Raw genomic sequence first — 24,364 nt, 5'->3', positions numbered from 1 at the left:
AACTGACATGACCAAACACCTCCTCACCCTGCCAGTCAAAGCACTGGCCCTGGCCCTCGGCCTGTTCAGCTCGGCGCTGTTTGCCGCCGACGCACCGTTGAAGATCGGCACCACCGCCGCGTTCGCCATTCCCCTGGAAGCAGCCGTCGAAGAAGCCGGCAAGCAAGGCCTGAAGGTCGAGCTGGTGGAGTTCAGCGACTGGATCGCGCCCAACGTCAGCCTGGCCTCGGGCGATATCGACGTGAACTACTTCCAGCACATCCCGTTCCTGGAAAATGCCAAGGCCGCCGCCGGGTTCGACCTTGTGCCGTTTGCGCCGGGGATCATCAACAACGTCGGTCTCTATTCGAAAAAATACAAAAGCTTCGACGAACTGCCCGAAGGCGCCAGCGTCGCCATTGCCAACGACCCGATCAACAGCGGTCGCGGCCTGCAACTGCTGGCCAAGGCCGGGCTGATCAGCCTCAAGCCGGGCGTCGGCTACAAGGCCACCGAAGATGACATCATCGCCAACCCGAAGCGGCTCAAGATCCTGCAAGTCGAAGCCGTGCAATTGGTGCGCGCCTATGAAGACGCCGACCTGGTGCAGGGATATCCGGCCTACATCCGCCTGGCCAAGACCTTCGATGCCAGTTCAGCCTTGCTGTTCGACGGCCTCGACCACAAGGAATACGTGATTCAGTTCGTGATCCAGCCTAAGAACCAGAACGACCCACGGCTGATCAAGTTCGTCGACATCTACCAACACTCACCCGCCGTGCGCGCCGCCTTGGACAAAGCCCACGGCAAACTCTACCAAGCCGGCTGGGAAGGCTGACATGAACGCCGTCAACGCTCGACTCCGCCATGACGCCCCCGCGCCGCAAAGCGCCGACCAGACCGAACTGCACCCAGAGCTGAACCGCGCCCATGTGCGCTTCATCGGCCTGGGCAAGACCTACAACGGCAGCCAGGGCCCGGTGGCCGCGCTGCAAGGCATCGACCTGGCGATTCAGCGCGGCGAGGTGTTCGGCATCATCGGCCGCAGCGGCGCCGGAAAATCATCACTGATCCGCACCATCAACCGCCTCGAGCAACCCACCAGCGGCCGGGTGTTGATCGACCGGGTGGACATCGGCGAGTTCGATGAAGACCGCCTGGTGGAGCTGCGCCGGCGCATCGGCATGATCTTCCAACACTTCAACCTGATGTCGGCCAAGACCGTGTGGCAGAACGTTGAACTGCCCCTGAAAGTCGCCGGTGTGCCCAAGGAACAGCGCCAGCGCAAAGTCCGCGAGCTGCTGGAACTGGTGGGCCTGGATGGCAAGCACCAGGCCTATCCGGCGCAGCTTTCCGGCGGGCAGAAGCAACGGGTGGGGATTGCTCGGGCGCTGGTGCATGACCCGCAGATATTGTTGTGCGACGAGGCCACCTCGGCCCTGGATCCGGAGACCACCCAATCGATCCTCGGCCTGCTGCGCGAGATCAACCAGCGGCTGGGCCTGACCATCGTCTTGATCACCCATGAGATGGCGGTGATTCGCGAAGTCTGCGACCGGGTCGTGGTGCTCGAGCAGGGGCGGATCGTCGAGCAAGGACCGGTCTGGGAAGTCTTCGGCAACCCACAACACGAGGTCAGCCGGACGCTGCTGGCACCGTTGCAACACGCCATCCCGGAAGAACTGCAAAGTCGCTTGCAGGTACAGCCGGCGTCGGCGGATGCGGCGACGGTGCTGCGCCTGCAATTCACCGGCATAGAGCGTGAGGAACCGGATCTCGCCGCCTTGTTCAGCGCCCTCGGTGGGCGGGTGCGATTGCTGCACGGCGGCATCGAACGGATTCAGGGCCACGGGCTGGGGCAACTGCTACTGGCCGTGAGCGGCTCGTCGTGGGGCGCCGAGGAACTGCGTCAACGGGCGGGCAATTGGGCGCAACGGGTGGAGGTACTGGGTTATGTGGTTTGATCGGTTGTTGCAGGGTTTCATCGACACGTTCCTGATGGTCGGCGTGTCGTCGTTGATCGCGTTGCTGGCGGGCATACCGCTGGCGGTGATCCTGGTCACCAGCGGCAAGGGCGGGATCTATGAAGCGCCGACCTTGAACCGGGCCCTGGGCGCGTTCGTGAACCTGTTCCGCTCGATACCGTTCCTGATTCTGATGGTGGCGCTGATTCCGTTCACCCGGCTGATCGTCGGCACCACCTATGGCGTGTGGGCCGCGGTCGTACCGCTGACCATCGCCGCCACGCCGTTCTTCGCCCGTATCGCCGAAGTCAGCCTGCGGGAAGTCGACCATGGCTTGATCGAAGCGGCCCAGGCCATGGGTTGCCGACGTTGGCACATTGTCTGGCATGTGCTGCTGCCCGAAGCCCTGCCGGGCATCGTCGGCGGTTTCACCATCACCTTGGTGACCATGATCAACTCCTCGGCCATGGCCGGAGCGATCGGCGCCGGCGGCCTGGGCGACATCGCCTACCGCTATGGCTACCAGCGTTTCGACAGCCAGATCATGCTCACGGTGATCGTGTTACTGGTCGCGTTGGTCGCCGTGATCCAATTGGGGGGTGACCGCCTGGCGCGCGGCCTGAACAAACGCTGACCTATGGGAGCAGTTGCCCTGTGGGAACAGTTGACCTGTGGGAGCAGTTGACCTGTGGGAGCAGTTGACCTGTGGGAGCAAAGCTTGCCCGCGATAGCAGTATTCCATCCAACATGGATGCCAACTGGACGACTGCAATCGCGAGCAAGCTTTGCTCCCACAGGCAGATCAGCGGGCTTGCGGTATAGTCGGCTGACACTCCTCACCCAAGCCCCACACCCATGAAACACACCGCCGACGACCTGCACGCCATCACCGCCACGACCCTGGGCCATTACAACGCCGTGGCCGAGAGCTTTCGCGAAGGCACCCGCGACCACGATGTCAGCCAGAACATCGACGCCCTGCTGCGCCACATCCAGGGCCAGGCCCCACTGCACATCCTGGATTTCGGCTGCGGCCCGGGGCGCGACCTGCGTACATTCACGGCCATGGGCCATGTCGCGGTCGGCCTCGACGGTTCAGCGGAATTCGCCCGGATGGCACGCCAGGACAGCGGCTGTGAAGTGTGGCAACAGGACTTCCTGGAACTCGACCTGCCGGCCGAGCGCTTTGACGGGATTTTCGCCAACGCGGTGCTGTTTCATGTCCCCGTCCAGGAACTGCCGCGGGTGCTCAAGCAACTGCACACCACGCTCAAGCCCGGCGGCGTGCTGTTCAGCTCCAATCCTCGGGGCGAAAACCAGGAAGGCTGGAACGGCCAGCGCTTCGGCGCCTACCACGACCTCGCGGCCTGGCGCACCTTGCTCACGGAAGCGGGCTTTGTAGAGCTGGAACATTACTACCGACCGGCGGGACTGCCGCGAGAGCAGCAGCCTTGGTTGGCGAGTGTCTGGCGTAGACCTGCTTAGGATTTGAGGACGCCATCGCGAGCAAGCTCGCTCCCACATTGGAACTGCGGTGCTCACAGATTATGAGTTCACAACTGATCAAGTGTGGGAGCGAGCTTGCTCGCGATAGCGGTGCAACAATCAATGAAGCTCGATGGTTTGGCCTCATCGCCTGGAATCTTCACTCCTGTTTTTTCAACCACTTCTGCGACAACTGCTCCAGCCTCCCGTCATCCTTGATACGCGTCAGGGCGTTGTCCAGGCTGGCCTTGAACGCCGGATTGCCCTTCTGGAACGGAATCACCAGGCTCGGCGGCGGGCCGCTCTTTTCTTCCGGCTGGAACGACTGCGCCATGACCAACGGACGCTGCGGCTCCTCCTTGCTCGCCAGCAGTTGCGCATCCGGACGGCTGTAAGCGGCACTGAGGTCGAAACGTTCGGCCAGTTCCGGGGTCATTGCTATGTGGTTGATGGCGACGTCGTACTTGCCGCTCTCCACACCGGGCAGCAGATCCGCGGCATCGGTGACCACAAAATCGGGGCGTACATCGAGTTCAGCCGCGAGCATTTCACCCAGTTCCACTTCGAAGCCGGTGAGTTTGCCGTCTTCCTTGAAGTTGAAGGGCGCGGTGTTGGCCTCGAGGGCAATGCGCAGTTCGCCACGGTCATTGATGTCATCGATCAGTTCGGCATGAGCCAGGGGGCTCAAAAGGGGTAGCAGGCAAATCAGGCCAGGCAGAAAGCGCATGGTCACTCCTTTGTATTTGTACAAGCGACGCTCGTTTCAGGCTCGCTTTGCTATGGTTGTTGCAGGCTTCGACAACGATTGGTCATGAAGTTGTGATGGCCAGGCGGATTTCATGGAAAAACTGGAGAAAAAAATGAAAAGCTTTATGTCTCGTGCCGCGTTGGCCGGTCTGTTATTGGGCGCGTCGATGCTGGCAAGCGCCGCGACACCGGCGCCCAAAGGTGCTGAAGTGTTCATCGTTTCCCCGGAAGACGGCGCCACCGTTGCCCAGGAATTCAAGGTCAAGTTCGGTGTCAAGAATATTGCCCTGGCTCCGGCGGGCGATGTGACCAAGAACACTGGCCATCACCATTTGCTGATCGATGTCGACAAGCTGCCTGCCGCCGGCGCGCCGATTCCAACCGACGCCAACCACGTGCACTTCGGCAAGGCACAAACCGAGACCACCATCAAACTGGCCCCAGGCAAGCACACCTTGCAATTGATTCTGGGCGACACCGGCCACATGCCGTTCGACCCGTCGATCGTGTCCAAGAAAATCACGGTGAATGTGAAGTAACACAGCACCGGCTGGCACAACGCAGATCCCTTGTGGGAGCGAGCTTGCTCGCGATGGCGGTATGTCAGAAAAGATTTATCGACTGAACCACCGCCATCGCGAGCAAGCTCGCTCCCACAGGGGTTTTATGGTGTGTCAGGCAAAAAAAACGGGAGCCCTTCGGGGCTCCCGTTTTTTATTGCAAGCCAAGCCTGCTTAGAACAACACCCGGCAACGAATCGTGCCATTAATGTGCTGCAGCTTCTCTTGCGCCAGGTCCGAGTATTCGGCGTCGACGTCGATCACGACGTAGCCGACTTTCTCGTTGGTCTGCAGGAACTGACCGGAAATGTTGATGCCGTTTTCGGCGAAGACCTTGTTGATCTCGCTCATCACACCCGGGATGTTCTCGTGGATGTGCAACAGGCGGTGCTTGCCAGGGTGTGCCGGCAGGGCCACTTCCGGGAAGTTCACCGACGACACCGACGTACCGTTGTCGCTGTACTTGACCAGTTTCTCCGCCACTTCCAGGCCGATGTTGGCTTGGGCTTCAGCGGTGGAACCGCCGATGTGCGGGGTCAGGATCACGTTGTCCAGGCCACGCAGCGGGCTTTCGAAGATGTCGTCGTTGGAGCGTGGCTCCACCGGGAACACGTCGATGGCGGCGCCGATCAGGTGCTTGTCCTTGATCGCGTCGGCCAGGGCATCGAGCTTGACCACGGTGCCACGCGCGGCGTTGATCAGAATCCCGCCCTTCTTGATGGCACGGATTTCCTTCTCGCCGATCATCCACTGGGTGGCGGCGGTTTCCGGCACGTGCAGGGTCACGATGTCGGACATGCCCAGCAGCTCGTGCAAGTCGTTGACTTGGGTGGCATTGCCCAAGGGCAGCTTGGTCACGGTGTCGTAGAAGTACACTTGCATGCCCAGGCCTTCAGCCAGGACCGACAACTGCGTGCCGATCGAGCCGTAGCCGACGATACCCAGCTTCTTGCCACGGATTTCGAAGGAGTTGGCCGCGCTCTTGATCCAGCCGCCACGGTGGCAGGAAGCGTTCTTCTCAGGGATGCCGCGCAGCAACAGGATCGCTTCGGCCAGCACCAGCTCGGCAACGGAACGGGTGTTGGAGTACGGCGCGTTGAACACTGCGATACCGCGCTCGCGCGCCGCGTTGAGGTCAACCTGGTTGGTGCCGATGCAGAAGCAGCCGACCGCCACCAGCTTCTTGGCGTGGTCGAAGATCTCTTCGGTCAGTTGAGTACGGGAGCGAATACCGATGAAGTGAGCATCGGCGATCTTTTCCTTGAGCTGGGCTTCCGGCAGAGAACTGGTGATGTACTCGATGCTGGTGTAGCCCGCCGACTTGAGGACGTCGACAGCCGATTGGTGGACGCCTTCGAGAAGAAGGAACTTGATCTTGCTCTTATCGAGAGAAGTCTTGCTCATCTGCGTAAACCTGTGTCCCGGAGAAAAATGGCAGGGAATCGGACAGCGCATGCTGGCCCGACCGGCGTGACAGCCGTCGCCGCAGAACAGCCGTTGGGCACTACGCTGCGGGGTCGGTATGCTAGCATACGCACCCCGCAAACACTCATTCCTGCGACGTGAAGCGTTCTCAGGATGACCATGAATTGTTCGAGAGTTCTGTCGATGACCCATCCTGCCGTGATAGATGAGCTGAAGACCCTGGTTGAGCCTGGCAAGGTCTTGACCGATGCCGACTCCCTGAACGCTTACGGCAAGGATTGGACCAAACATTTCGCCCCGGCGCCCTCGGCCATTGTCTTTCCCAAGACCACCGAACAGGTCCAGGCCATCGTGCGCTGGGCCAATGCGCACAAGATCGCGCTGGTGCCATCGGGCGGGCGCACCGGGTTGTCCGCCGCCGCTGTGGCCGCCAACGGCGAAGTGGTGGTGTCATTCGACTACATGAACCAGATTCTCGACGTGAACCTCACCGACCGCACTGCCGTGTGCCAGCCGGGCGTGGTCACCGAACAGCTACAGAACAAGGCTGAAGAACATGGCCTGTACTACCCGGTTGACTTCGCTTCGGCCGGTTCCAGCCAGATTGGCGGCAATATCGGCACCAATGCCGGCGGAATCAAGGTCATTCGCTACGGCATGACCCGCAACTGGGTGGCGGGCATGAAGGTCGTCACCGGCAAGGGTGACCTGCTGGAGCTGAACAAGGACCTGATCAAGAACGCCACCGGCTACGACTTGCGGCAGCTGTTCATCGGCGCCGAAGGCACCCTGGGCTTCGTGGTCGAGGCCACCATGCGCTTGGACCGTGCGCCGAAAAACCTCACCGCCATGGTGCTCGGCACCCCGGATTTCGATTCGATCATGCCGGTGCTGCACGCCTTCCAAGGCAAACTGGACCTGACCGCCTTCGAATTCTTCTCCGACAAGGCCCTGGCCAAGGTCCTCGGTCGTGGCGACGTACCGGCACCGTTCGAAACCGACTGCCCGTTCTACGCCCTGCTGGAATTCGAAGCCACCACCGAAGAAGTCGCCAACCAGGCCTTGGAAACCTTCGAGCACTGCGTGGAACAAGGCTGGGTGCTGGACGGCGTGATGAGCCAGAGCGACACTCAGCTGCAAAACCTGTGGAAGCTGCGCGAGTACATCTCAGAAACCATCTCCCACTGGACGCCGTACAAGAACGACATCTCGGTGACCGTCTCCAAGGTTCCAGCTTTCTTGCAGGAAATCGACGCGATCGTCGGCGAACACTACCCGGACTTCGAAATCGTCTGGTTCGGTCACATCGGCGACGGCAACCTGCACCTGAACATCCTCAAGCCGGAAAACCTGAGCAAGGATGAGTTCTTCGCCAAGTGCGCCACCGTGAACAAATGGGTCTTCGAAACCGTCGAGAAGTACAACGGCTCGATTTCCGCCGAACACGGCGTGGGCATGACCAAGCGCGACTACCTGACCTATAGTCGCTCGCCCGTGGAAATTGAATACATGAAAGCCGTGAAGGCCGTCTTCGACCCGAACGGCATCATGAACCCGGGCAAGATTTTCGCGATTTGACGCCTAAAACACCTGATGCCCCCCAAAAGCAGGAGTCGGTAATGAGCTATCAGCACCAGTATGTCGACGGTACACGTATTCATTTTCCACTAGGGAAAGTGGTGTGTATTGGCCGTAACTACGCCGAACATGCAAAGGAACTGGACAACCCGGTGCCCACTGAACCTTTGCTGTTCATCAAGCCGGGCAGTTGCGTGGTGCCGCTGGAAGGCGGTTTCAGCATTCCCGCCGACCGTGGCTCGGTGCACTACGAGGCGGAAATCGCCGTGCTGATCGGCAAGCCATTGTCCACCAAGCCCAGCGTTGAAGAAGTACTGGACGCGATCTCCGGCTTCGCCCCAGCCCTGGACCTGACCCTGAGGGACAAACAGGCCGAGCTCAAGGGCAAGGGCCTGCCATGGGAAGTGGCCAAGTCCTTCGACGGCGCGGCGGTGATCGCTCCATTTGTCTCGAAAGATACCTTTGCCGACCTGACCGACATCCCCGTGCGCCTGACCATCAACGGTGAAGTGCGCCAGGACGGCAACAGCAGCCTGATGCTCAACCCCATCGTGCCGATGATCCAATACATGGCCGGTTGCTTCTCGCTGCAGGCCGGCGACGTGATCCTCACCGGCACTCCGGCGGGCGTCGGGCCGCTGAATGCGGGCGATGAACTGGTCCTGGAACTGCCAGGGGCGAGCCGCTTCGAAAGCAGCGTTCGCTAACAGCTACACCTATGCCCCCCTGTGGGAGCGAGCTTGCTCGCGATAGCGGCATGTCAGCCAACCTCAATGTTGGAAGTGATGACCTCATCGCGAGCAAGCTCGCTCCCACAGGTGTATAGGGCGCCTATCCGATCATTTACCGTTTTTTTCACATGCCATCCGGATAATTCCAGGGAATGCGGCATCTGAGCCAGCCACTCCCTAGCCGAACTTTTTCTGGAACGCATTCCCCGATGGCCAAAACCCAAGCACTGCCTGCCACCAAACCTGCCCGCCGCTCGCGCTTCGCCCTGCCCTGGTATGCCTGGTCGCTGCTGGCGGTGGCCGCCGCCTATGGCCTGGCGTTTGCGATGCATTGGGACGACCGTGGCCTGCTTTGGCTCTCGGAACACTTCCAGAGCCCGGCCCAGCGCCAGGAAAGCATTTGGTTGCCGAACTACCGCGCCGTGATCGACGCCAAGCCGCTACCGGGCATGGAGAAGGACGAGGCGTCCGATGTGACCTACAACCCGCAGACCAAGACCCTGTTCGCAGTCATGGGCAAGAAGCCGTTCCTGGCGGAACTGACCCTGCAAGGCGACGTGCTGCGCAAGATGCCCTTGGTGGGTTGGAGCAATCCCGAGGGCGTGGCTTATATGGAGAACGGCCTACTGGCCATCACCGACGAGAGAAGTCACACCCTGACCATCGTCCACGTCGATGCCGATACCCGCGAACTGAACAATGCCGACTTCCCCCACTATGATCTCGGCCCATCCAAGAACCAGAACAAAGGGTTCGAAGGGATCGCCTGGGACCCGCGCAACCAGCAGTTGATACTCGGCGAAGAACGCCCACCGGCACTGTTTACCTGGAAAAGCGACGGCAGCCAACAGCTCAAGGGCGACAAGCAGATCCATGTCAGCAATGAATTGGACCTGCGCAACCTCTCGGCCTTGGCGATCGACCCGCGCACCGGCCATACACTGGTGCTTTCGGCCGACTCCCACCTGCTGCTGGAACTGGACGAAAAGGGCGAGCAGGTCAGCTTCATGACCTTGCTGGGCGGCTTCAACGGCCTGAAAGACACGATCCCTCGCGCCGAAGGCGTCACCATTGATGAGGCCGGCAACCTGTACGTGGTCAGCGAGCCGAACCTGTTCTATCGTTTCGAAAAACAGCGCTGACAGCACTAACTCTGTAGGATAAGTCCTCCTTCGTTGTAGGGTGTGGCACACAGCCATTAAGTTTCAGTTCAGGCAGCCGTGGTATTTCCACCCACCTGTTCTTATCCGAGCCCACCCCAACATGCGTCGACTCGCCCGCCCCAAGCCCTTGATCCTGATACTGCTGACGCTGGTGCTGATCCTCCTGATCGCCGCCGGCCAGCACCTGCGCTTGTTCGAGCGCGCCTGGTTCAACCTCAACACCTATTGGAAACCCACCAGCGAAGAGACCATCGCCCTGGACCAATACCGGGTCACGGTGGAGGCTCAAGTGATCGACGGTCTGGACGATGACGTTTCCGCGCTGACGTTCGATCCGATCCGCAAGAGCCTGTTCACCGTCACCAATAAAAATGCCGAACTGATCGAATTGTCGTTGGACGGCAAGATTTTGCGGCGCATCGCCCTGATCGGCTTTGGCGATCCTGAGGCGGTGGAATTCATCAGCGAAGACACTTACGTCATCACTGATGAGCGCCAGCAGCGCCTGATCAAGATTCACCTGGAAGACGACACCCAATTCCTCGACGCCGCCGACGCCGAGCAGATGACACTTGGCGTGCACATGAGCGGCAACAAGGGGTTCGAAGGACTGGCGTACGACTCGGTGGGCAAACGCCTGTTCGTGGCGAAAGAGCGCGACCCGATGCTGATTTATGAAGTGCATGGCTTTCCCCATCACAATCCGGAAAAGTCCTACGCGGTCCATGTGATCAACAACCCCAAGCGAGATGCCGGGCTGTTCGTGCGCGACCTTTCAAGCCTGCAATACGACGAGCGCAGCGGTCATTTGCTGGCACTGTCCGATGAGTCACGGTTGATTATCGAGCTGGATATCGACGGCCGACCGTTGAGCACGCTGTCGTTGAGCAAGGGCGGCCAGGGCCTGCAAAAAACCGTGCCCCAGGCCGAAGGCCTCGCCATGGACGACGATGGCAACCTGTACCTGGTGAGCGAGCCGAATCTGTTCTATGTGTTCAAGAAACCGCAGCCTTGATGCACCACAAACCTAATGTGGGAGCGAGCTTGCTCGCGATGGCGGTATGTCAGCCAACATCAGTGTGTCGGATAGACCGCCATCGCGAGCAAGCTCGCTCCCACAGGGTTGGGTGTTGAATCAATAACTGATTGCCCGACCTATTCAGCCCGCAGGGTCTTCACCCCTTCAGCAGTCCCCAGCAACAGCACATCCGCCGGACGGGCAGCGAACAAACCATTAGTGACCACGCCAACGATGGCGTTGATCTGGCTTTCCAGTTCTACCGGGTTGGTGATCTGCAGGTTATGCACGTCCAGGATGATATTGCCGTTGTCGGTCAGCACGCCTTCGCGGTACACCGGGTCGCCGCCCAGCTTCACCAGTTGCCGGGCCACGTGGCTGCGGGCCATGGGAATGACTTCCACCGGCAATGGGAACGCGCCGAGCACGGGCACCAGTTTGCTGGCGTCGGCGATGCAGATGAAGGTCTTGGCCACCGCCGCGACGATCTTCTCGCGGGTCAGGGCCGCGCCGCCGCCCTTGATCAGGTTCAGGTGCTCGTCGCTTTCGTCGGCGCCGTCGATGTAGAACTCCAGGTCGCTGACGGTGTTGAGCTCGTACACCGGGATCCCGTGGCCCTTGAGCCGCGCGGCGGTCGCTTCGGAGCTGGCGACGGCGCCGTCGAACGCGCCCTTGTGTTGCGCCAGCGCATCGATGAAGCAATTGGCCGTGGAGCCGGTGCCGACCCCGACGACGCTCTTGTCATCCAGTTTCGGAAGGATGAGGTCGACGGCGGCCTGGGCCACGGCCTGTTTGAGTTGATCCTGGGTCATGCGGGCTCCGAAGGTGCCGAGAGGGAACGAAAGGCCGGCATTATAGGCGCCGAAAGGGTCCCGGTCATTGCCTGAATAGCACCGATCCAGTGTGGCAAGGGAGCTTGCTCCCGCTCGGCTGCGAAGCAGGCGTGATTGATCTCTCCCGTATATCGATGGGGGACCGCTTCGCGATCCAGCGGGAGCAAGCTCCCTCGCCACAGGGGTTCGGTGCCCTCAAACCACTTAATTCGTGTGGTCGCCCAGCCAAAAGCCGGGTTAGACTCCTTGGCCCTGCCCAACCCGCTCAGTGATGCTTTCCGATGCTTGAACAGTACGTCAAAAAGATCCTCACCTCGCGCGTTTACGACGTTGCCGTAGAAACCCCGATGCAGACCGCTCGCCAGCTCTCCGAGCGGCTGGGCAACAGCATTTTGCTCAAGCGTGAAGACTTGCAGCCGGTGTTCTCGTTCAAGATTCGCGGGGCCTACAACAAGCTGACCCAGCTCAGCGACGAAGAGCGCGCCCGCGGCGTGGTCACGGCTTCGGCGGGCAACCACGCCCAGGGCCTGGCCCTGGCGGCCAAGGTGTTGGGGGTCAAGGCCACCATCGTGATGCCCAAGACCACCCCGGAAATCAAGGTCGAAGGCGTGCGCTCCCGTGGCGGCAAAGTGGTGCTGCACGGCGACTCGTTCCCCGAAGCCCTGGCCTATTCGCTGAAACTGGTGGACGAAAAGGGCTACGTCTACATCCACCCCTATGACGATCCCCACACCATTGCCGGGCAGGGCACGGTGGCGATGGAGATCCTGCGCCAGCACCCCGGGCGCCTGGATGCGATTTTCGTCCCGGTGGGCGGTGGCGGGCTGATCGCCGGGATCGCGGCCTACGTGAAATACCTGCGCCCGGACATCAAGATCATCGGCGTCGAACCGGACGACTCCAATTGCCTGCAAGCGGCCATGGCCGCGGGCGAGCGCGTGGTGCTGCCGACCGTGGGGCTGTTCGCCGACGGCGTTGCCGTGGCGCAGATCGGCCAGCACACCTTTGATATCTGCAAGCACCACGTGGACGAAGTGATCACCGTCAGCACCGACGAGATCTGCGCCGCCATCAAGGATATCTACGACGATACCCGCTCGATCACCGAACCTGCCGGCGCCTTGGGCGTGGCCGGGATCAAGAAGTACGTCGAGTCACGGGGCATCAGCGGCCAGACCCTGGTGGCCATCGACTCTGGCGCCAACGTCAACTTCGACCGCTTGCGCCACGTCGCCGAGCGCGCCGAGCTGGGCGAAGGCCGCGAAGCCATTATCGCCGTGACCATCCCCGAGAAGCCGGGCAGCTTCAAGGCGTTCTGCGAAGCCGTCGGCAAGCGCCAGATCACCGAATTCAACTATCGCTACAACACCGGCAGCGAAGCGCACATTTTCGTCGGCGTGCAGACCCACCCGGAAAACGACCCGCGCAGCGCGCTGATCGCCAGCCTCACCGAACAAGGCTTCCCGGTGCTGGACCTGACCGACAACGAACTGGCCAAGTTGCACATCCGCCACATGGTTGGCGGGCATGCGGCCCATGTCATCGACGAAGTGGTGCTGCGCTTCGAATTCCCGGAACGCCCGGGCGCGCTGTTCAACTTCCTCAACAAGCTGGGTGGGCGCTGGAACATCTCGATGTTCCACTACCGCAACCATGGCGCGGCGGACGGCCGCGTGGTCGCGGGGCTGCAAGTGCCTCACGATGAACGCCACCTGGTCCCCGCCGCCCTGGAAGAAATCGGCTATCCGTACTGGGATGAAAGCGATAACCCGGCGTATCAGCTATTCCTGGGGTGAACCCCATAGTTGCACCCCGTGGCGAGGGGATTTATCCCCGTTGGGCTGCGTAGCAGCCCCAAAAAGGCTGAATGAGGTCTGCCTGAAACACCACAGGGCCAGGCTTCAGGGCCGCCTCGCCACAGGGGCTAAGCTGTAGCGCAAGTCATAAGGAAATCGAACAATGGAAACGTTAACCACGCTGAAAATCGCTCACGTCGTCGCCACGGTGTTGCTGTTGGCAGGCGCCCTGGGGCTGGCCATCTGGGTCTGGCGCACGCGCCGCAATGGCGATGCCACGGCGGCCGCACGCACGCTGCAACGTCCGCGGCTGTTCATCTGGCTGGTGATGATCCTGGCACTGGCGAGCCTGCCCTTCACCGGCTGGTGGATGGTTCATCAAGTCGGCTGGCCGCTGGGCCAGACCTGGCTGCTGGCTTCCAGCGTGCTCTACACCTTGGCGGCGCTGGCGGGGTTCTGGCTGGTGGTGCGGCTGAACAAACTGCGCAAGGCGCCAGCGGTGGGCGCCGGGAAGTTTACGTTTGCCTTGGCGCTGTTCAGTGTTGTCTGCTTTATCGCCATTGCGGGGTTGATGGGGGCCAAGCCGGTTTAAGGCTTGGGACCGCGGCGCTTTCATCGCGAGCAAGCTCGCTCCCACAGGGGATTTGTGTCGATCACGCAACCTCTGTGGGAGCGAGCTTGCTCGCGATGACGATTTCAGCCACGCAACGAAATCACCGGCCAACCACGCCTCTGGGCCTCGGCCCGAAGGTTCGGATCCGGATCCACCGCCACCGGATGCGTCACCACCTCCAGCAACGGCAAGTCGTTCATCGAGTCGCTATAGAAATAGCTGCCGTCGAGGGAATACCCGGTTTCTTCCAGCCAACGGTTCAAGCGAGTCACCTTGCCCTCGCGAAAACACGGAATATCGGTGCTGCGCCCGCTATAGCGCCCGTCGACCATCTCGCATTCGGTGGCAATCAGGGTCTCCACACCCAGGCGCTCGGCAATCGGCGCGGTGACGAAGCGGTTGGTGGCGGTAATGATCACCAGCTTGTCACCGGCGTCACGGTGTTTTTTCAGCAGTTCGATGGCCTGGGGCAATACGATCGGCTCGATGCAGTCGCGCATGTAATCCAAGTGCCACTGGGCCAGCACGTGCATTTCGGTACGGCCGAGGATTTCCAGGCAAAAATTCAGGTACTCGGCGTTGTCGAGCTTGCCGGCCAGGTAATCCTGGTAGAACGCGTCGTTTACGCGCTTTATAGGTAACAGCATCCAGGAAACCGCGCTCGCACAGGTAATCGCCCCACGCGTGGTCGCTGTCGCCGCCCAGCAATGTGTTGTCCAAGTCGAATAAAGCCAGCCGCATTGCAGTTACTCGCTGAAAAATCTGAAGAAAGGCGTCCAGAATACGGACTTTTCACAAGAGTGCACATAAGCTAGGGGCGCTCGTTGCTGCTTTCACAACCTTTGTGGAACAATGCGGCGACATGCGTTTGCGAGGTTGTTGCCGTGATCGATCCCGATGGTTTCCGTCCCAATGTGGGGATCATTCTTACGAATGATGCTGGGCAGGTGCTATGGGCTCGCCGTATCAATCAAGACGCCTGGCAGTTTCCCCAGGGTGGGATCAACCCCCAGGAGACGCCGGAAGAGGCCTTGTACCGCGAGTTGAATGAAGAAGTGGGGCTTGAGCGAGAAGATGTCGAAATACTCGCCTGCACCCGAGGCTGGTTGCGCTATCGTTTGCCGCAACGCCTGGTCAGGACGCACAGCCAACCGCTGTGCATCGGCCAGAAGCAGAAATGGTTTCTCCTGCGCCTGATCTCCAACGAGCAGCGGGTGCGGATGGATTTGACCGGTAAACCGGAGTTCGATGGCTGGCGCTGGGTCAGCTATTGGTATCCGTTGGGCCAGGTGGTGACATTCAAGCGCGAAGTGTATCGACGCGCTCTCAAAGAGCTTGCCCCGCGCCTGCTGACGCGCGACTGACGACGGAGTTCGACCCCGAGCCATGCTCAATACGCTGCGCAAGATCGTCCAGGAAGTTAACTCCGCCAAGGATCTCAAGGCGGCGTTGGGGATTATTGTATTGCGCGTCAAAGAGGCCATGGGCAGCCAGGTCTGCTCGGTCTACCTGCTGGACCCCGAGACCAACCGTTTCGTGCTGATGGCCACCGAGGGCTTGAACAAGCGCTCGATCGGCAAGGTCAGCATGGCTCCCAATGAAGGCCTGGTCGGCCTGGTCGGCACGCGCGAAGAACCCCTGAACCTCGAAAACGCCGCGGATCACCCGCGCTACCGCTACTTTGCCGAAACGGGTGAAGAACGCTACGCCTCGTTCCTTGGCGCACCGATCATCCACCACCGCCGCGTCGTCGGCGTGTTGGTCATCCAGCAAAAAGAACGCCGCCAGTTCGACGAAGGTGAAGAAGCCTTCCTCGTGACCATGAGCGCGCAACTGGCGGGGGTGATCGCCCACGCCGAGGCCACCGGCTCGATCAGTGGCCTGGGTCGCCAGGGCAAGGGCATCCAGGAAGCCAAGTTCGTCGGTGTGCCGGGTTCGCCGGGCGCGGCGGTGGGCACGGCGGTGGTCATGTTGCCGCCCGCCGACCTCGATGTGGTGCCGGACAAGACCATCACCGACATCAATGCCGAGCTGGGCTTGTTCAAGACCGCCATCGAAGGCGTGCGGGCTGACATGCGGGCCCTGTCGGCCAAGCTGGCGACGCAGCTGCGCCCCGAAGAGCGCGCGCTGTTCGACGTTTACCTGATGATGCTCGACGATGCCTCCCTGGGCAGCGAAGTGACCACTGTCATCAAGACCGGCCAGTGGGCCCAGGGCGCGCTGCGTCAGGTGGTGACCGACCACGTCAACCGCTTCGAACTGATGGACGACGCCTACCTGCGCGAGCGCGCCTCGGACGTCAAGGACCTCGGCCGCCGCTTGCTGGCGTACTTGCAGCAGGAGCGCCAGCAGACCCTGGTCTACCCCGACAACACCATCCTGGTCAGCGAAGAACTGACCCCGGCCATGCTCGGCGAAGTGCCCGAAGGCAAGCTGGCGGGGCTGGTCTCGGTATTGGGCTCGGGCAACTCTCACGTGGCGATCCTGGCCCGGGCCATGGGCATCCCGACGGTGATGGGCCTGGTGGACCTGCCGTACTCCAAGGTCGACGGCATCCAGATGATCGTCGATGGCTACCACGGCGAGGTCTACACCAACCCCAGCGACGTGCTGCGCAAGCAGTTTGCCGATGTGGTGGAGGAAGAAAAACAACTGTCCCTGGGCCTGGATGCGCTGCGGGACCTGCCGTGCATAACCCTCGACGGCCACCGCATGCCGCTGTGGGTCAACACCGGCCTGCTGGCCGACGTCGCTCGGGCGCAGAAGCGTGGTGCCGAGGGTGTGGGCCTGTACCGCACCGAAGTGCCGTTCATGATCAACCAGCGCTTCCCCAGCGAAAAGGAACAGCTGGCGATCTACCGCGAACAACTGGCCGCGTTCCACCCGCAACCGGTGACCATGCGCAGCCTGGACATCGGCGGCGACAAGTCCCTGTCCTACTTCCCGATCAAGGAAGACAACCCGTTCCTCGGCTGGCGCGGCATCCGCGTGACGCTTGACCACCCGGAAATCTTCCTGGTCCAGGCCCGCGCCATGCTCAAGGCCAGCGAGGGCCTGAACAACCTGCGCATCCTGTTGCCGATGATCTCCGGCACCCATGAACTGGAAGAAGCCCTGCACCTGATCCACCGGGCCTGGGGCGAAGTCCGCGACGAAGGCACCGACGTGCCGATGCCGCCGGTGGGGGTGATGATCGAGATTCCGGCGGCGGTGTACCAGACCAAGGAACTGGCCCGGCAGGTGGACTTCCTGTCGGTGGGTTCCAACGACCTGACCCAGTACCTGCTGGCGGTGGACCGTAACAACCCACGGGTTGCCGATCTGTACGATTACCTGCACCCAGCGGTGCTGCAAGCTTTGCAGAACGTGGTGCGTGATGCCCATGCCGAAGGCAAGCCGGTGAGCATCTGCGGCGAAATGGCCGGCGACCCGGCGGCGGCAGTGCTGTTGATGGCGATGGGGTTCGACAGCCTGTCGATGAACGCCACCAACCTGCCGAAAGTGAAGTGGATGCTGCGCCAGATCAACCTCAGCAAGGCCCAGGAGTTGCTGGCCGAGGTGATGACCATCGACAACCCGCAGGTGATCCACAGCTCCCTGCAACTGGCGCTGAAGAACCTTGGGTTGGCGCGGATGATCAATCCGGCTTCGAACAAGACGCTCTGAACCTGCGGCGCCCCAATCGCGAGCAAGCTCGCTCCCACAGGGGATTTCGGTTGTTCACAAAATATGTGTTCACCGCAGATCCATTGTGGGAGCGAGCTTGCTCGCGATTGGGCCAGACCTGATACCACAAAAGCTAGATCCTGATCTCCACCTCCCCCAAATGCCCCCCATGCGGCCCGAAACTGCGCTCGACCATCTGCCGCGTACCATCGGCATGAACAATCAACGCCGTACTCGCCCGTGTTCCATAAGCCGGGCTGGCAATGAACACACTCGATAGCAGCATCTCGGTCGCCAGGCCAACCCCCGTGTCCGGCAGTTCCGCCACCGGCGCGGGTTGTGGGTCGTTCAGCAGCGCCAACAAGGCCTCAGGCTGCGGATCGTCCAGCACCTCGCCCAGGGCCGCCCGAGCCTTGAGCAATTTGGGCCACGGCGTGTTCAGCCCAGCGTTCGACAGGCCATAGATTCCCTCAGCCAGCCGCTGGCGCTGGGTATCGCGGGCGTTGTGGTGCCACAGCTCAGTGCCATCGCCGAGCAGCAGGTTGAAGCCACCGTACTCGCCGGCGCGGGGCACGACTTCGCTGAGGTAATCGGCAATCGACAGATTCCCGGTCAGGAACCGCGCCACCAGCTCACCGCGCGACTTGAAGGCCGGCACCTGGCCCGGGTCGCGGATGTTGGTCAACGCGGCAAAGCGGCCCTCGGCGCCAACGCCGAGCCAGGTGCCGCCGGCCTCCAGGTCACGACCGGCATGGACATGGGGCGCGTCAGGCCATTGGGCCAGGGGCAAGGTCGGCCGAGCGTAGAACTCGTCGCGGTTGGCCGCCACGATCAGTGGCTGGGCGTGGCCGGGTCGCCAGGCAAATATGATCAGGCACATCAGGTAGTCCCGTTAGTAATGCCAATCCGCTGAAAGAATAAAGCCAGACAGTTTTTGTGGGAGGCACTGTGTGGGAGCAAAGCTTGCTCGCGAAACAGGCGCCTCGATTTCTGAAAGACCGTAGCGCCGCCATCGCGGGTAAGCCTTGCTCCCACAAAGCGGGGCGACATTTCGCTAAATCCCCTCGCCACAAGGTTTCGTGCCAAATGCTGTGATCACTCTACCCACACATCGCCCCCACATCCATCGCCTTCACTAGAGCCCAAGCCCCTCGATCCGTTACCATGCCGCTCTTATTTCGGGGATGGCGGGGAGAGGCTGGTGGAATTTGTGCTCTATCTGCTACTCGGCGCCTGCGCCGGCGTGCTGGCCGGGTTGTTCGGCGTGGGTGGCGGGATGATCATCGTCCCGGTGCTGGTGTTCAGTTTCACACTGCAGGGTTTCGATCCGCAGGTGTTGACGCACCTGGCCGTCGGCACGTCCCTGGCGTCGATCATCTTCACCTCGGTCAATGCCGTGCGCGAGCATCAGCGCAAAGGCGCGGTGCGCTGGCCGATATTCGCCTGGATGACCGTCGGCATCCTGATCGGTGCCGGTTTCGGCGCCGTCACCGCCGAAGCGATTTCCGGCCCGCACCTGCAAAAGATCATTGGTGTATTCGCCATGATCGTCTCCGTGCAACTGGCCCTGGACTTCAAGCCCAAGGCCAGCCGCACCGTACCGGGCAAGGCCGGGCTGACCGTGGCCGGCACGGTGATCGGCTGGGCCTCGGCGATTTTCGGCATTGGCGGCGGCTCGCTGACCGTGCCGTTCCTGACCTGGCGCAGCGTGCCGATGCAGCAAGCGGTCGCGACCTCGTCGGCCTGCGGTTTGCCGATTGCCCTGGCCAGTGCACTCAGTTTCATGATTCTGGGCTGGCACGATCCGCTGCTGCCGGCCCATAGTCTCGGTTTTGTGTATTTGCCGGCGCTGCTGGGCATCGCCTTGACCAGCATGGTCTTCGCCCGTTTCGGCGCGCGGCTGGCCCATCGCCTGTCACCGCGCTTGCTCAAGCGGTTGTTTGCCGCCCTGCTATTCTGCGTGGGCTTGAGTTTTCTGTTCTGACGCAATCCTGGCTTAATCCTGAGGTGGCAGCGTCGCCCGGGTATTTTTGACGTTTACGAGGAATATCAATGCTGCCTTACCCGCAGATCGATCCGGTAGCCCTGGCCATCGGCCCGCTGAAAATCCACTGGTACGGCCTGATGTACCTGATCGGCATCGGCGGCGCCTGGTTGCTGGCGTCGCGCCGGCTCAACCGCTTCGACCCGACCTGGAACAAGGAAAAACTTTCCGACCTGGTGTTCTGGCTGTCCATGGGCGTGATCGTCGGCGGGCGCCTGGGCTATGTGCTGTTCTACGACCTGAGCGCCTATGTCGCCAACCCGACGCTGATCTTCGAAGTCTGGAAGGGCGGCATGTCGTTCCATGGTGGGTTCATCGGCGTGATGCTGGCGGCGTTGTGGTTCGGCAAGCGCAACAACAAGTCGTTTTTCGAGCTGATGGACTTCGTCGCGCCAATGGTGCCGATCGGCCTGGGCGCAGGTCGCATCGGCAATTTCATCAATGCCGAGTTGTGGGGCAAGCCGACCGACGTGCCATGGGCGATGATCTTCCCGCCGTTCAGCGACCCGGCGCAGTTGCCGCGCCACCCGTCGCAGCTTTATCAGTTCGCCCTCGAAGGCGTGGCACTGTTCCTGATCCTCTGGCTGTTCTCGCGCAAGCCGCGGCCAACCATGGCGGTGTCGGGCATGTTCGCGCTGTTCTATGGCATCTTCCGTTTCATCGTTGAATTCGTCCGCGTCCCGGACGCCCAGCTCGGCTATCTGGCGTGGAACTGGCTGACCATGGGCCAGGTGCTGTGCCTGCCGATGATCATCGGTGGCCTGGCGCTGATCTGGCTGGCCTATCATCGCGCGCCGGCCGCGGCGGCCAAGGTTTAAAATTCGAACCCCGGGGCGCAGGCCCCGGATTCAAGGACACAGGTAACCCATGAAGCAATATCTCGATCTGGTGGCGCACGTCATCAAGAACGGCACCAAGCAAGCCAACCGCACCGGTGTGAACACCATCAGCTTCCCCGGCGCCATGCTGCGCTATGACTTGAAGGATGGTTTCCCGGCCATCACCACCCGCAAGATGGCCTTCAAATCGGCCATCGGCGAGATGTGCGGTTTCCTGCGTGGCGTGAACAACGCCGCCGAATTCCGTGCCCTGGGCTGCAAGGTCTGGGACCAGAACGCCAACGAAAACGCCCAGTGGCTGGCCAACCCGTTCCGCCAGGGCGAAGACGACCTGGGCGAGATCTACGGCGTGCAATGGCGCAAATGGCCGGCCTACAAACAGATCCCCCTGAGCAACCCGGCGGCCATCGAGCAGACGCTGGCCCAGGGTTACCGGCAGATCGCCGAAGGCGAAGAAAACGGCCAGGCCTACGTGGTGCTGTACAAGGCCATCGATCAGGTTCGCCAGTGCGTCGACACCATCATCAAGGACCCGGGCAGCCGGCGCATCCTGTTCCACGGCTGGAACTGCGCCCAGCTCGATGAGATGGCCCTGCCGCCGTGCCATCTGCTCTACCAGTTCCACCCGAATGTCGAGACCAAGGAAATTTCCCTGACCCTCTACATCCGCTCCAACGACCTGGGCCTGGGCACGCCGTTCAACCTCACCGAAGGCGCCGCGCTGCTGAGCCTGATCGGCCGCCTGACCGGCTACACGCCGCGCTGGTTCACCTATTTCATCGGTGATGCCCACGTCTACGAAAACCACTTGGACATGCTCAACGAACAGCTCACCCGCGAGCCGTTCCCGATGCCCAAGCTGGTGATTTCCGAACGTGTGCCGGAGTTCACCAAGACCGGTGTGTACCAGCCCCGAGTGGCTGGAGTTGGTAGAGCCGAGCGACTTTTCCCTAGAAGGCTACCAGCACCATGCGCCGATGACCGCGCCGATGGCGGTCTGAGCCACACCACCTCTCCCCTGTGGGAGCGAGCTTGCTCGCGATAGCGTCCTCACATTCAATACTTATGTGACTGACCCACCGCTATCGCGAGCAAGCTCGCTCCCACATTGGATCTGCATGTGCTCCAAGATCGGCTAATGCCCATGACTACGCCCCACATGCGAATGCTCCACCTCCGCCGCCACCGCCCCGCTCACCTCCAACCGCTGCAAGATCCCGCATTGATCCAAATCCGGCCCTTCGCCACAGCGATGGCGCAGGTCGATCAGTTGCGTCTGCAGGGCCAGCAGGCCATCGATGCGGGCCTTGACGTGCTGGATGTGTTCGTCGATCAGCGCATTGACGCTTTCGCACTGGTCCTGGGGGCTGTCGCGCAGGGCCAGGAGGCTGCGGATTTCTTCCAGGGTCATGTCCAGGGTGCGGCAGTTGCGGATGAACGTCAGCCGCTCGGCATGGGCCTGGGTGTAGACGCGGTAATTGCCGTCGCTGCGGGCCGGCTCCGGCAGCAGGCCTTCGCGCTCGTAATAGCGGATGGTTTCGACCTGGCAGTCGGTGATTTTCGCCAGTTCTCCGATCTTCATGATGCGGCCTCCCAAATAGGTGCTTGACCCTATAGTGGCTACAGGGTCTTTACTGCGCAACAGGCACTTTTCACGGACGTCACCCGATGAGCGATTCCCTTCACATCCACAAACCCGACCACGGCCATGACCACGGGCATTCCTGCTGCGCCTCGAAAGCGGCGCCGGCGGTGGTCAACCTCGGCAAAACGCCGACGGACGGTGCGCGGCTGAGCAGTTTCCGCATCGAAGCCATGGACTGCCCCACCGAACAGACGCTGATCCAGAACAAGCTCGGCAAGCTCGAAGGCGTGCAGCGACTGGAGTTCAACCTGATTAACCGCGTGCTGGGCGTGACCCACGATTTGCCCAGCGACGCGTCGATCATCCAGGCCATCGAGTCCTTAGGCATGCAAGCCGACCCGCTGACTCCGGGCCAGAAATCAGAAACCAACGACCTGCCCGCCCCGGTCAAGCCCTGGTGGCCGTTGGCGCTGTCCGGTGTGACGGCCCTGGGCGCCGAGGTGATCCATTTCACCAATGCCGCGCCAAACTGGGTGGTTGCGCTGGTGGCGTTGGTGTCGATCCTCAGCGGCGGCTTGGGCACGTACAAGAAGGGTTGGATCGCCCTGAAGAACCGCAACCTGAACATCAATGCGCTGATGAGCATCGCCGTGACCGGTGCCGTACTGATCGGCCAATGGCCCGAGGCGGCGATGGTGATGTTCCTGTTCACCGTGGCCGAGCTGATCGAAGCCAAATCCCTCGACCGCGCGCGCAACGCCATCAGCGGCCTGATGCAGATGGCCCCGGAACAGGCCACCGTGCAGCAGGCCGATGGCACCTGGCAGGTCCAAGAGGTCAAGGCCATTGCCCTCGGCGTGCGGGTGCGGCTGCGTCCGGGCGAGCGCGTCGGCCTGGACGGTGAGGTGGTCGCCGGCCGTTCGACCGTCGACCAGGCGCCAATTACCGGCGAAAGCCTGCCGGTGGAAAAAACCATCGGCGACAAGGTGTTCGCCGGCACCATCAACCAGGCCGGTGAACTGGAATATCGGGTGACGGCGGCGGCCGATAACTCAACCCTGGCGCGCATCATCCACGCCGTGGAACAGGCCCAGGGCGCCCGGGCGCCAACCCAGCGCTTCGTCGACCGCTTCTCGACGATCTATACCCCAGCGGTGTTTGCTCTGGCCCTGGCGGTAGCGGTCATTCCGCCGCTGTTCATGGGCGCGCTGTGGTTCGACTGGATCTACCGGGCGCTGGTGCTGCTGGTGGTCGCCTGCCCGTGCGCACTGGTGATTTCCACCCCCGTGACCATCGTCAGCGGCCTTGCCGCCGCAGCGCGCAAAGGTATCCTGGTCAAGGGTGGCGTGTACCTGGAGGGCGGCTACAAGCTCGACTACCTGGCCTTGGACAAGACCGGCACGATCACCCACGGCAAACCGGTGCAAACCGACTACGTGGCCCTGGACCCGACGGTGGAAAGCACCGCTCCGGCCCTGGCCGCCAGCCTCGCCGCCCGTTCCGACCATCCCGTGTCCCGGGCGATTGCCAACGCGGCTGTGGATAAGCAACTGGCCCCGCAGGTTGTGGATAACTTCGAGGCGCTTGCCGGGCGCGGCGTGCGCGGCGACATCGGCGGCCAGACCTATCACTTGGGCAACCACCGCCTGGTGGAAGACCTCGGCCTGTGCTCCCCCGAACTGGAAGAGAAACTCTTCGCCCTGGAAAAACAAGGCAAGTCGGTGGTGCTGCTGCTCGACGCTACAGGCCCCTTGGCGCTGTTTGCCGTGGCCGACACCGTGAAGGACTCCAGCCGCGAAGCCATCCGGCAACTGCATGACCTGGGCATCAAGACCCTGATGCTCACCGGCGACAACGCCCACACCGCCGACGCGATTGCCGCGCAGGTGGGCATGGATCAGGCGCGGGGCGACTTGTTGCCGGAAGACAAGCTGCAAGCCATCGAAGCCTTGTACGCCCAGGGTCACCGCGTCGGCATGGTCGGCGACGGCATCAACGACGCCCCGGCCCTGGCCCGTTCGCAAATCGGTTTCGCCATGGCGGCGGCCGGCACCGACACGGCCATCGAGACCGCCGACGTCGCGCTGATGGACGATGACCTGCGCAAGATCCCGGCGTTCATTCGCCTGTCCCGGCAGACATCCAGCATCCTCAAGCAGAATATTGCCCTGGCGTTGGTGATCAAGGCGATTTTCCTTGGGGTCACCTTCGCCGGGCTTGCCACCATGTGGATGGCGGTGTTTGCCGACATGGGGGTGAGCTTGCTGGTGGTGTTCAATGGGTTGCGGTTGTTGCGCAAGTAAAAGGCCAGGGTAAATTCACCGGCCTCATCGCGAGC

General features: G+C 61.8%; 21 protein-coding genes and 2 pseudogenes. 17 read left to right on the top strand and 6 right to left on the bottom strand.

The window, feature by feature from the left end; all coding sequences use genetic code 11:
* Positions 1-7 precede the first annotated feature (7 nt).
* From PSH84_RS05905 to PSH84_RS05890, 4 genes are all read left to right on the top strand, one after another.
* Positions 8-817: a MetQ/NlpA family ABC transporter substrate-binding protein gene (locus PSH84_RS05905; RefSeq protein WP_122565171.1), complete on the top strand. Its 810-nt coding sequence runs from the start codon at positions 8-10 to the stop codon at positions 815-817.
* Position 818: 1 nt separating this feature from the next.
* The gene (locus tag PSH84_RS05900; RefSeq protein ID WP_122565170.1) at positions 819-1,943 is read left to right on the top strand and encodes a methionine ABC transporter ATP-binding protein; all 1,125 of its coding nucleotides are present in this window, start codon (positions 819-821) and stop codon (positions 1,941-1,943) included.
* Positions 1,933-2,577 carry a methionine ABC transporter permease gene (locus PSH84_RS05895; RefSeq protein WP_122565169.1) on the top strand — a complete coding sequence of 215 codons (645 nt, stop codon included), beginning with the start codon at positions 1,933-1,935 and terminating at the stop codon, positions 2,575-2,577. Before PSH84_RS05900 ends, PSH84_RS05895 begins: the two co-directional genes overlap by 11 nt.
* Before the next feature lie 221 nt (positions 2,578-2,798).
* Positions 2,799-3,428, top strand: coding sequence for a class I SAM-dependent methyltransferase (locus tag PSH84_RS05890; RefSeq protein ID WP_305482401.1), 630 nt, complete (start codon positions 2,799-2,801; stop codon positions 3,426-3,428).
* Between the two features lie 160 nt (positions 3,429-3,588).
* Here the strand turns inward: PSH84_RS05890 and PSH84_RS05885 are convergent, their stop codons facing one another.
* Positions 3,589-4,155: a transporter substrate-binding domain-containing protein gene (locus tag PSH84_RS05885; protein ID WP_122565166.1), complete on the bottom strand. Its 567-nt coding sequence runs from the start codon at positions 4,153-4,155 to the stop codon at positions 3,589-3,591.
* Positions 4,156-4,288: 133 nt separating this feature from the next.
* Here PSH84_RS05885 and PSH84_RS05880 point away from each other — a divergent pair, with 133 nt between their 5' ends.
* Positions 4,289-4,714: a DUF4399 domain-containing protein gene (locus tag PSH84_RS05880; protein WP_122565367.1), complete on the top strand. Its 426-nt coding sequence runs from the start codon at positions 4,289-4,291 to the stop codon at positions 4,712-4,714.
* A gap of 195 nt (positions 4,715-4,909) precedes the next feature.
* Here the strand turns inward: PSH84_RS05880 and serA are convergent, their stop codons facing one another.
* Complete coding sequence (gene serA, locus PSH84_RS05875) at positions 4,910-6,139, bottom strand: phosphoglycerate dehydrogenase (RefSeq protein WP_122565165.1); 1,230 nt, start codon at positions 6,137-6,139, stop codon at positions 4,910-4,912.
* 204 nt (positions 6,140-6,343) lie between these two features.
* On the opposite strand from serA, the gene PSH84_RS05870 reads away from it, so the two are divergent.
* From PSH84_RS05870 to PSH84_RS05855, 4 genes are all read left to right on the top strand, one after another.
* Positions 6,344-7,738, top strand: a complete 1,395-nt coding sequence (locus tag PSH84_RS05870; protein ID WP_122565164.1) for a D-2-hydroxyglutarate dehydrogenase — start codon at positions 6,344-6,346, stop codon at positions 7,736-7,738.
* Positions 7,739-7,779: 41 nt separating this feature from the next.
* Positions 7,780-8,445 carry a fumarylacetoacetate hydrolase family protein gene (locus PSH84_RS05865; protein WP_122565163.1) on the top strand — a complete coding sequence of 222 codons (666 nt, stop codon included), beginning with the start codon at positions 7,780-7,782 and terminating at the stop codon, positions 8,443-8,445.
* 233 nt (positions 8,446-8,678) lie between these two features.
* A complete protein-coding gene (locus PSH84_RS05860) occupies positions 8,679-9,611 on the top strand; it encodes an SdiA-regulated domain-containing protein (RefSeq protein ID WP_305469189.1) in 933 nt (310 codons plus the stop codon).
* Positions 9,612-9,732: 121 nt separating this feature from the next.
* Positions 9,733-10,647, top strand: a complete 915-nt coding sequence (locus PSH84_RS05855) for an SdiA-regulated domain-containing protein (RefSeq protein WP_122565161.1) — start codon at positions 9,733-9,735, stop codon at positions 10,645-10,647.
* A 140-nt stretch (positions 10,648-10,787) separates the two neighbouring features.
* Here the strand turns inward: PSH84_RS05855 and rpiA are convergent, their stop codons facing one another.
* Positions 10,788-11,462 carry a ribose-5-phosphate isomerase RpiA gene (gene rpiA, locus PSH84_RS05850; protein ID WP_122565160.1) on the bottom strand — a complete coding sequence of 225 codons (675 nt, stop codon included), beginning with the start codon at positions 11,460-11,462 and terminating at the stop codon, positions 10,788-10,790.
* A gap of 302 nt (positions 11,463-11,764) precedes the next feature.
* Here rpiA and ilvA point away from each other — a divergent pair, with 302 nt between their 5' ends.
* Together ilvA and PSH84_RS05840 are read left to right on the top strand one after the other, a co-directional pair.
* Complete coding sequence (gene ilvA, locus PSH84_RS05845) at positions 11,765-13,279, top strand: threonine ammonia-lyase, biosynthetic (protein WP_305482400.1); 1,515 nt, start codon at positions 11,765-11,767, stop codon at positions 13,277-13,279.
* A gap of 163 nt (positions 13,280-13,442) precedes the next feature.
* On the top strand, positions 13,443-13,871 hold the full coding sequence (locus PSH84_RS05840; protein ID WP_122565158.1) for a DUF2269 family protein: 429 nt from the start codon (positions 13,443-13,445) through the stop codon (positions 13,869-13,871).
* A 104-nt stretch (positions 13,872-13,975) separates the two neighbouring features.
* On the opposite strand, the pseudogene PSH84_RS05835 reads toward PSH84_RS05840, so the two are convergent.
* Positions 13,976-14,633: pseudogene (locus PSH84_RS05835) on the bottom strand (histidinol-phosphatase).
* Positions 14,634-14,776: 143 nt separating this feature from the next.
* Between PSH84_RS05835 and PSH84_RS05830 the strand changes: the two are divergent.
* A complete protein-coding gene (locus PSH84_RS05830) occupies positions 14,777-15,256 on the top strand; it encodes an RNA pyrophosphohydrolase (protein ID WP_003186867.1) in 480 nt (159 codons plus the stop codon).
* Between the two features lie 22 nt (positions 15,257-15,278).
* Entirely contained in the window at positions 15,279-17,558 is a 2,280-nt protein-coding gene (gene ptsP / locus PSH84_RS05825) for a phosphoenolpyruvate--protein phosphotransferase (protein ID WP_122565156.1), read from the top strand.
* 133 nt (positions 17,559-17,691) lie between these two features.
* Here the strand turns inward: ptsP and PSH84_RS05820 are convergent, their stop codons facing one another.
* A complete protein-coding gene (locus tag PSH84_RS05820; protein WP_305482399.1) occupies positions 17,692-18,438 on the bottom strand; it encodes an NRDE family protein in 747 nt (248 codons plus the stop codon).
* A 321-nt stretch (positions 18,439-18,759) separates the two neighbouring features.
* On the opposite strand from PSH84_RS05820, the gene PSH84_RS05815 reads away from it, so the two are divergent.
* From PSH84_RS05815 to PSH84_RS05805, 3 genes and pseudogenes are all read left to right on the top strand, one after another.
* Complete coding sequence (locus PSH84_RS05815) at positions 18,760-19,542, top strand: sulfite exporter TauE/SafE family protein (protein WP_122565154.1); 783 nt, start codon at positions 18,760-18,762, stop codon at positions 19,540-19,542.
* Positions 19,543-19,610: 68 nt separating this feature from the next.
* A complete protein-coding gene (gene lgt / locus PSH84_RS05810) occupies positions 19,611-20,420 on the top strand; it encodes a prolipoprotein diacylglyceryl transferase (RefSeq protein ID WP_046065244.1) in 810 nt (269 codons plus the stop codon).
* A gap of 49 nt (positions 20,421-20,469) precedes the next feature.
* Positions 20,470-21,442, top strand: a pseudogene (locus tag PSH84_RS05805) (thymidylate synthase).
* Between the two features lie 134 nt (positions 21,443-21,576).
* Here PSH84_RS05805 and cadR read toward each other — a convergent pair.
* A complete protein-coding gene (cadR, locus tag PSH84_RS05800) occupies positions 21,577-22,023 on the bottom strand; it encodes a Cd(II)/Pb(II)-responsive transcriptional regulator (RefSeq protein ID WP_122565152.1) in 447 nt (148 codons plus the stop codon).
* 86 nt (positions 22,024-22,109) lie between these two features.
* Between cadR and PSH84_RS05795 the strand changes: the two genes are divergently transcribed.
* Complete coding sequence (locus PSH84_RS05795) at positions 22,110-24,329, top strand: heavy metal translocating P-type ATPase (RefSeq protein WP_305469178.1); 2,220 nt, start codon at positions 22,110-22,112, stop codon at positions 24,327-24,329.
* Positions 24,330-24,364: the final 35 nt, after the last annotated feature.

Origin of the sequence: Pseudomonas beijingensis, from assembly GCF_030687295.1 — a bacterium.
Taxonomy (GTDB): Bacteria; Pseudomonadota; Gammaproteobacteria; order Pseudomonadales; family Pseudomonadaceae; genus Aquipseudomonas; species Aquipseudomonas beijingensis.
Note: the sequence above shows the minus strand (reverse complement) of the source record. Positions and strands in the feature narration are given on the sequence as shown.

Bases quoted from the DNA above. Each gene is read 5' to 3' on its own strand.
- PSH84_RS05905 (WP_122565171.1), top strand. From the start codon at position 8: ATGACCAAACACCTCCTCACCCTGCCAGTCAAAGCACTGGCCCTGGCC.
- PSH84_RS05900 (WP_122565170.1), top strand. From the start codon at position 819: ATGAACGCCGTCAACGCTCGACTCCGCCATGACGCCCCCGCGCCGCAA.
- PSH84_RS05895 (WP_122565169.1), top strand. From the start codon at position 1,933: ATGTGGTTTGATCGGTTGTTGCAGGGTTTCATCGACACGTTCCTGATG.
- PSH84_RS05890 (WP_305482401.1), top strand. From the start codon at position 2,799: ATGAAACACACCGCCGACGACCTGCACGCCATCACCGCCACGACCCTG.
- PSH84_RS05885 (WP_122565166.1), bottom strand. From the start codon at position 4,155: ATGCGCTTTCTGCCTGGCCTGATTTGCCTGCTACCCCTTTTGAGCCCC.
- PSH84_RS05880 (WP_122565367.1), top strand. From the start codon at position 4,289: ATGAAAAGCTTTATGTCTCGTGCCGCGTTGGCCGGTCTGTTATTGGGC.
- serA (WP_122565165.1), bottom strand. From the start codon at position 6,139: ATGAGCAAGACTTCTCTCGATAAGAGCAAGATCAAGTTCCTTCTTCTC.
- PSH84_RS05870 (WP_122565164.1), top strand. From the start codon at position 6,344: ATGACCCATCCTGCCGTGATAGATGAGCTGAAGACCCTGGTTGAGCCT.
- PSH84_RS05865 (WP_122565163.1), top strand. From the start codon at position 7,780: ATGAGCTATCAGCACCAGTATGTCGACGGTACACGTATTCATTTTCCA.
- PSH84_RS05860 (WP_305469189.1), top strand. From the start codon at position 8,679: ATGGCCAAAACCCAAGCACTGCCTGCCACCAAACCTGCCCGCCGCTCG.
- PSH84_RS05855 (WP_122565161.1), top strand. From the start codon at position 9,733: ATGCGTCGACTCGCCCGCCCCAAGCCCTTGATCCTGATACTGCTGACG.
- rpiA (WP_122565160.1), bottom strand. From the start codon at position 11,462: ATGACCCAGGATCAACTCAAACAGGCCGTGGCCCAGGCCGCCGTCGAC.
- ilvA (WP_305482400.1), top strand. From the start codon at position 11,765: ATGCTTGAACAGTACGTCAAAAAGATCCTCACCTCGCGCGTTTACGAC.
- PSH84_RS05840 (WP_122565158.1), top strand. From the start codon at position 13,443: ATGGAAACGTTAACCACGCTGAAAATCGCTCACGTCGTCGCCACGGTG.
- ptsP (WP_122565156.1), top strand. From the start codon at position 15,279: ATGCTCAATACGCTGCGCAAGATCGTCCAGGAAGTTAACTCCGCCAAG.
- PSH84_RS05820 (WP_305482399.1), bottom strand. From the start codon at position 18,438: ATGTGCCTGATCATATTTGCCTGGCGACCCGGCCACGCCCAGCCACTG.
- lgt (WP_046065244.1), top strand. From the start codon at position 19,611: ATGCTGCCTTACCCGCAGATCGATCCGGTAGCCCTGGCCATCGGCCCG.
- cadR (WP_122565152.1), bottom strand. From the start codon at position 22,023: ATGAAGATCGGAGAACTGGCGAAAATCACCGACTGCCAGGTCGAAACC.
- PSH84_RS05795 (WP_305469178.1), top strand. From the start codon at position 22,110: ATGAGCGATTCCCTTCACATCCACAAACCCGACCACGGCCATGACCAC.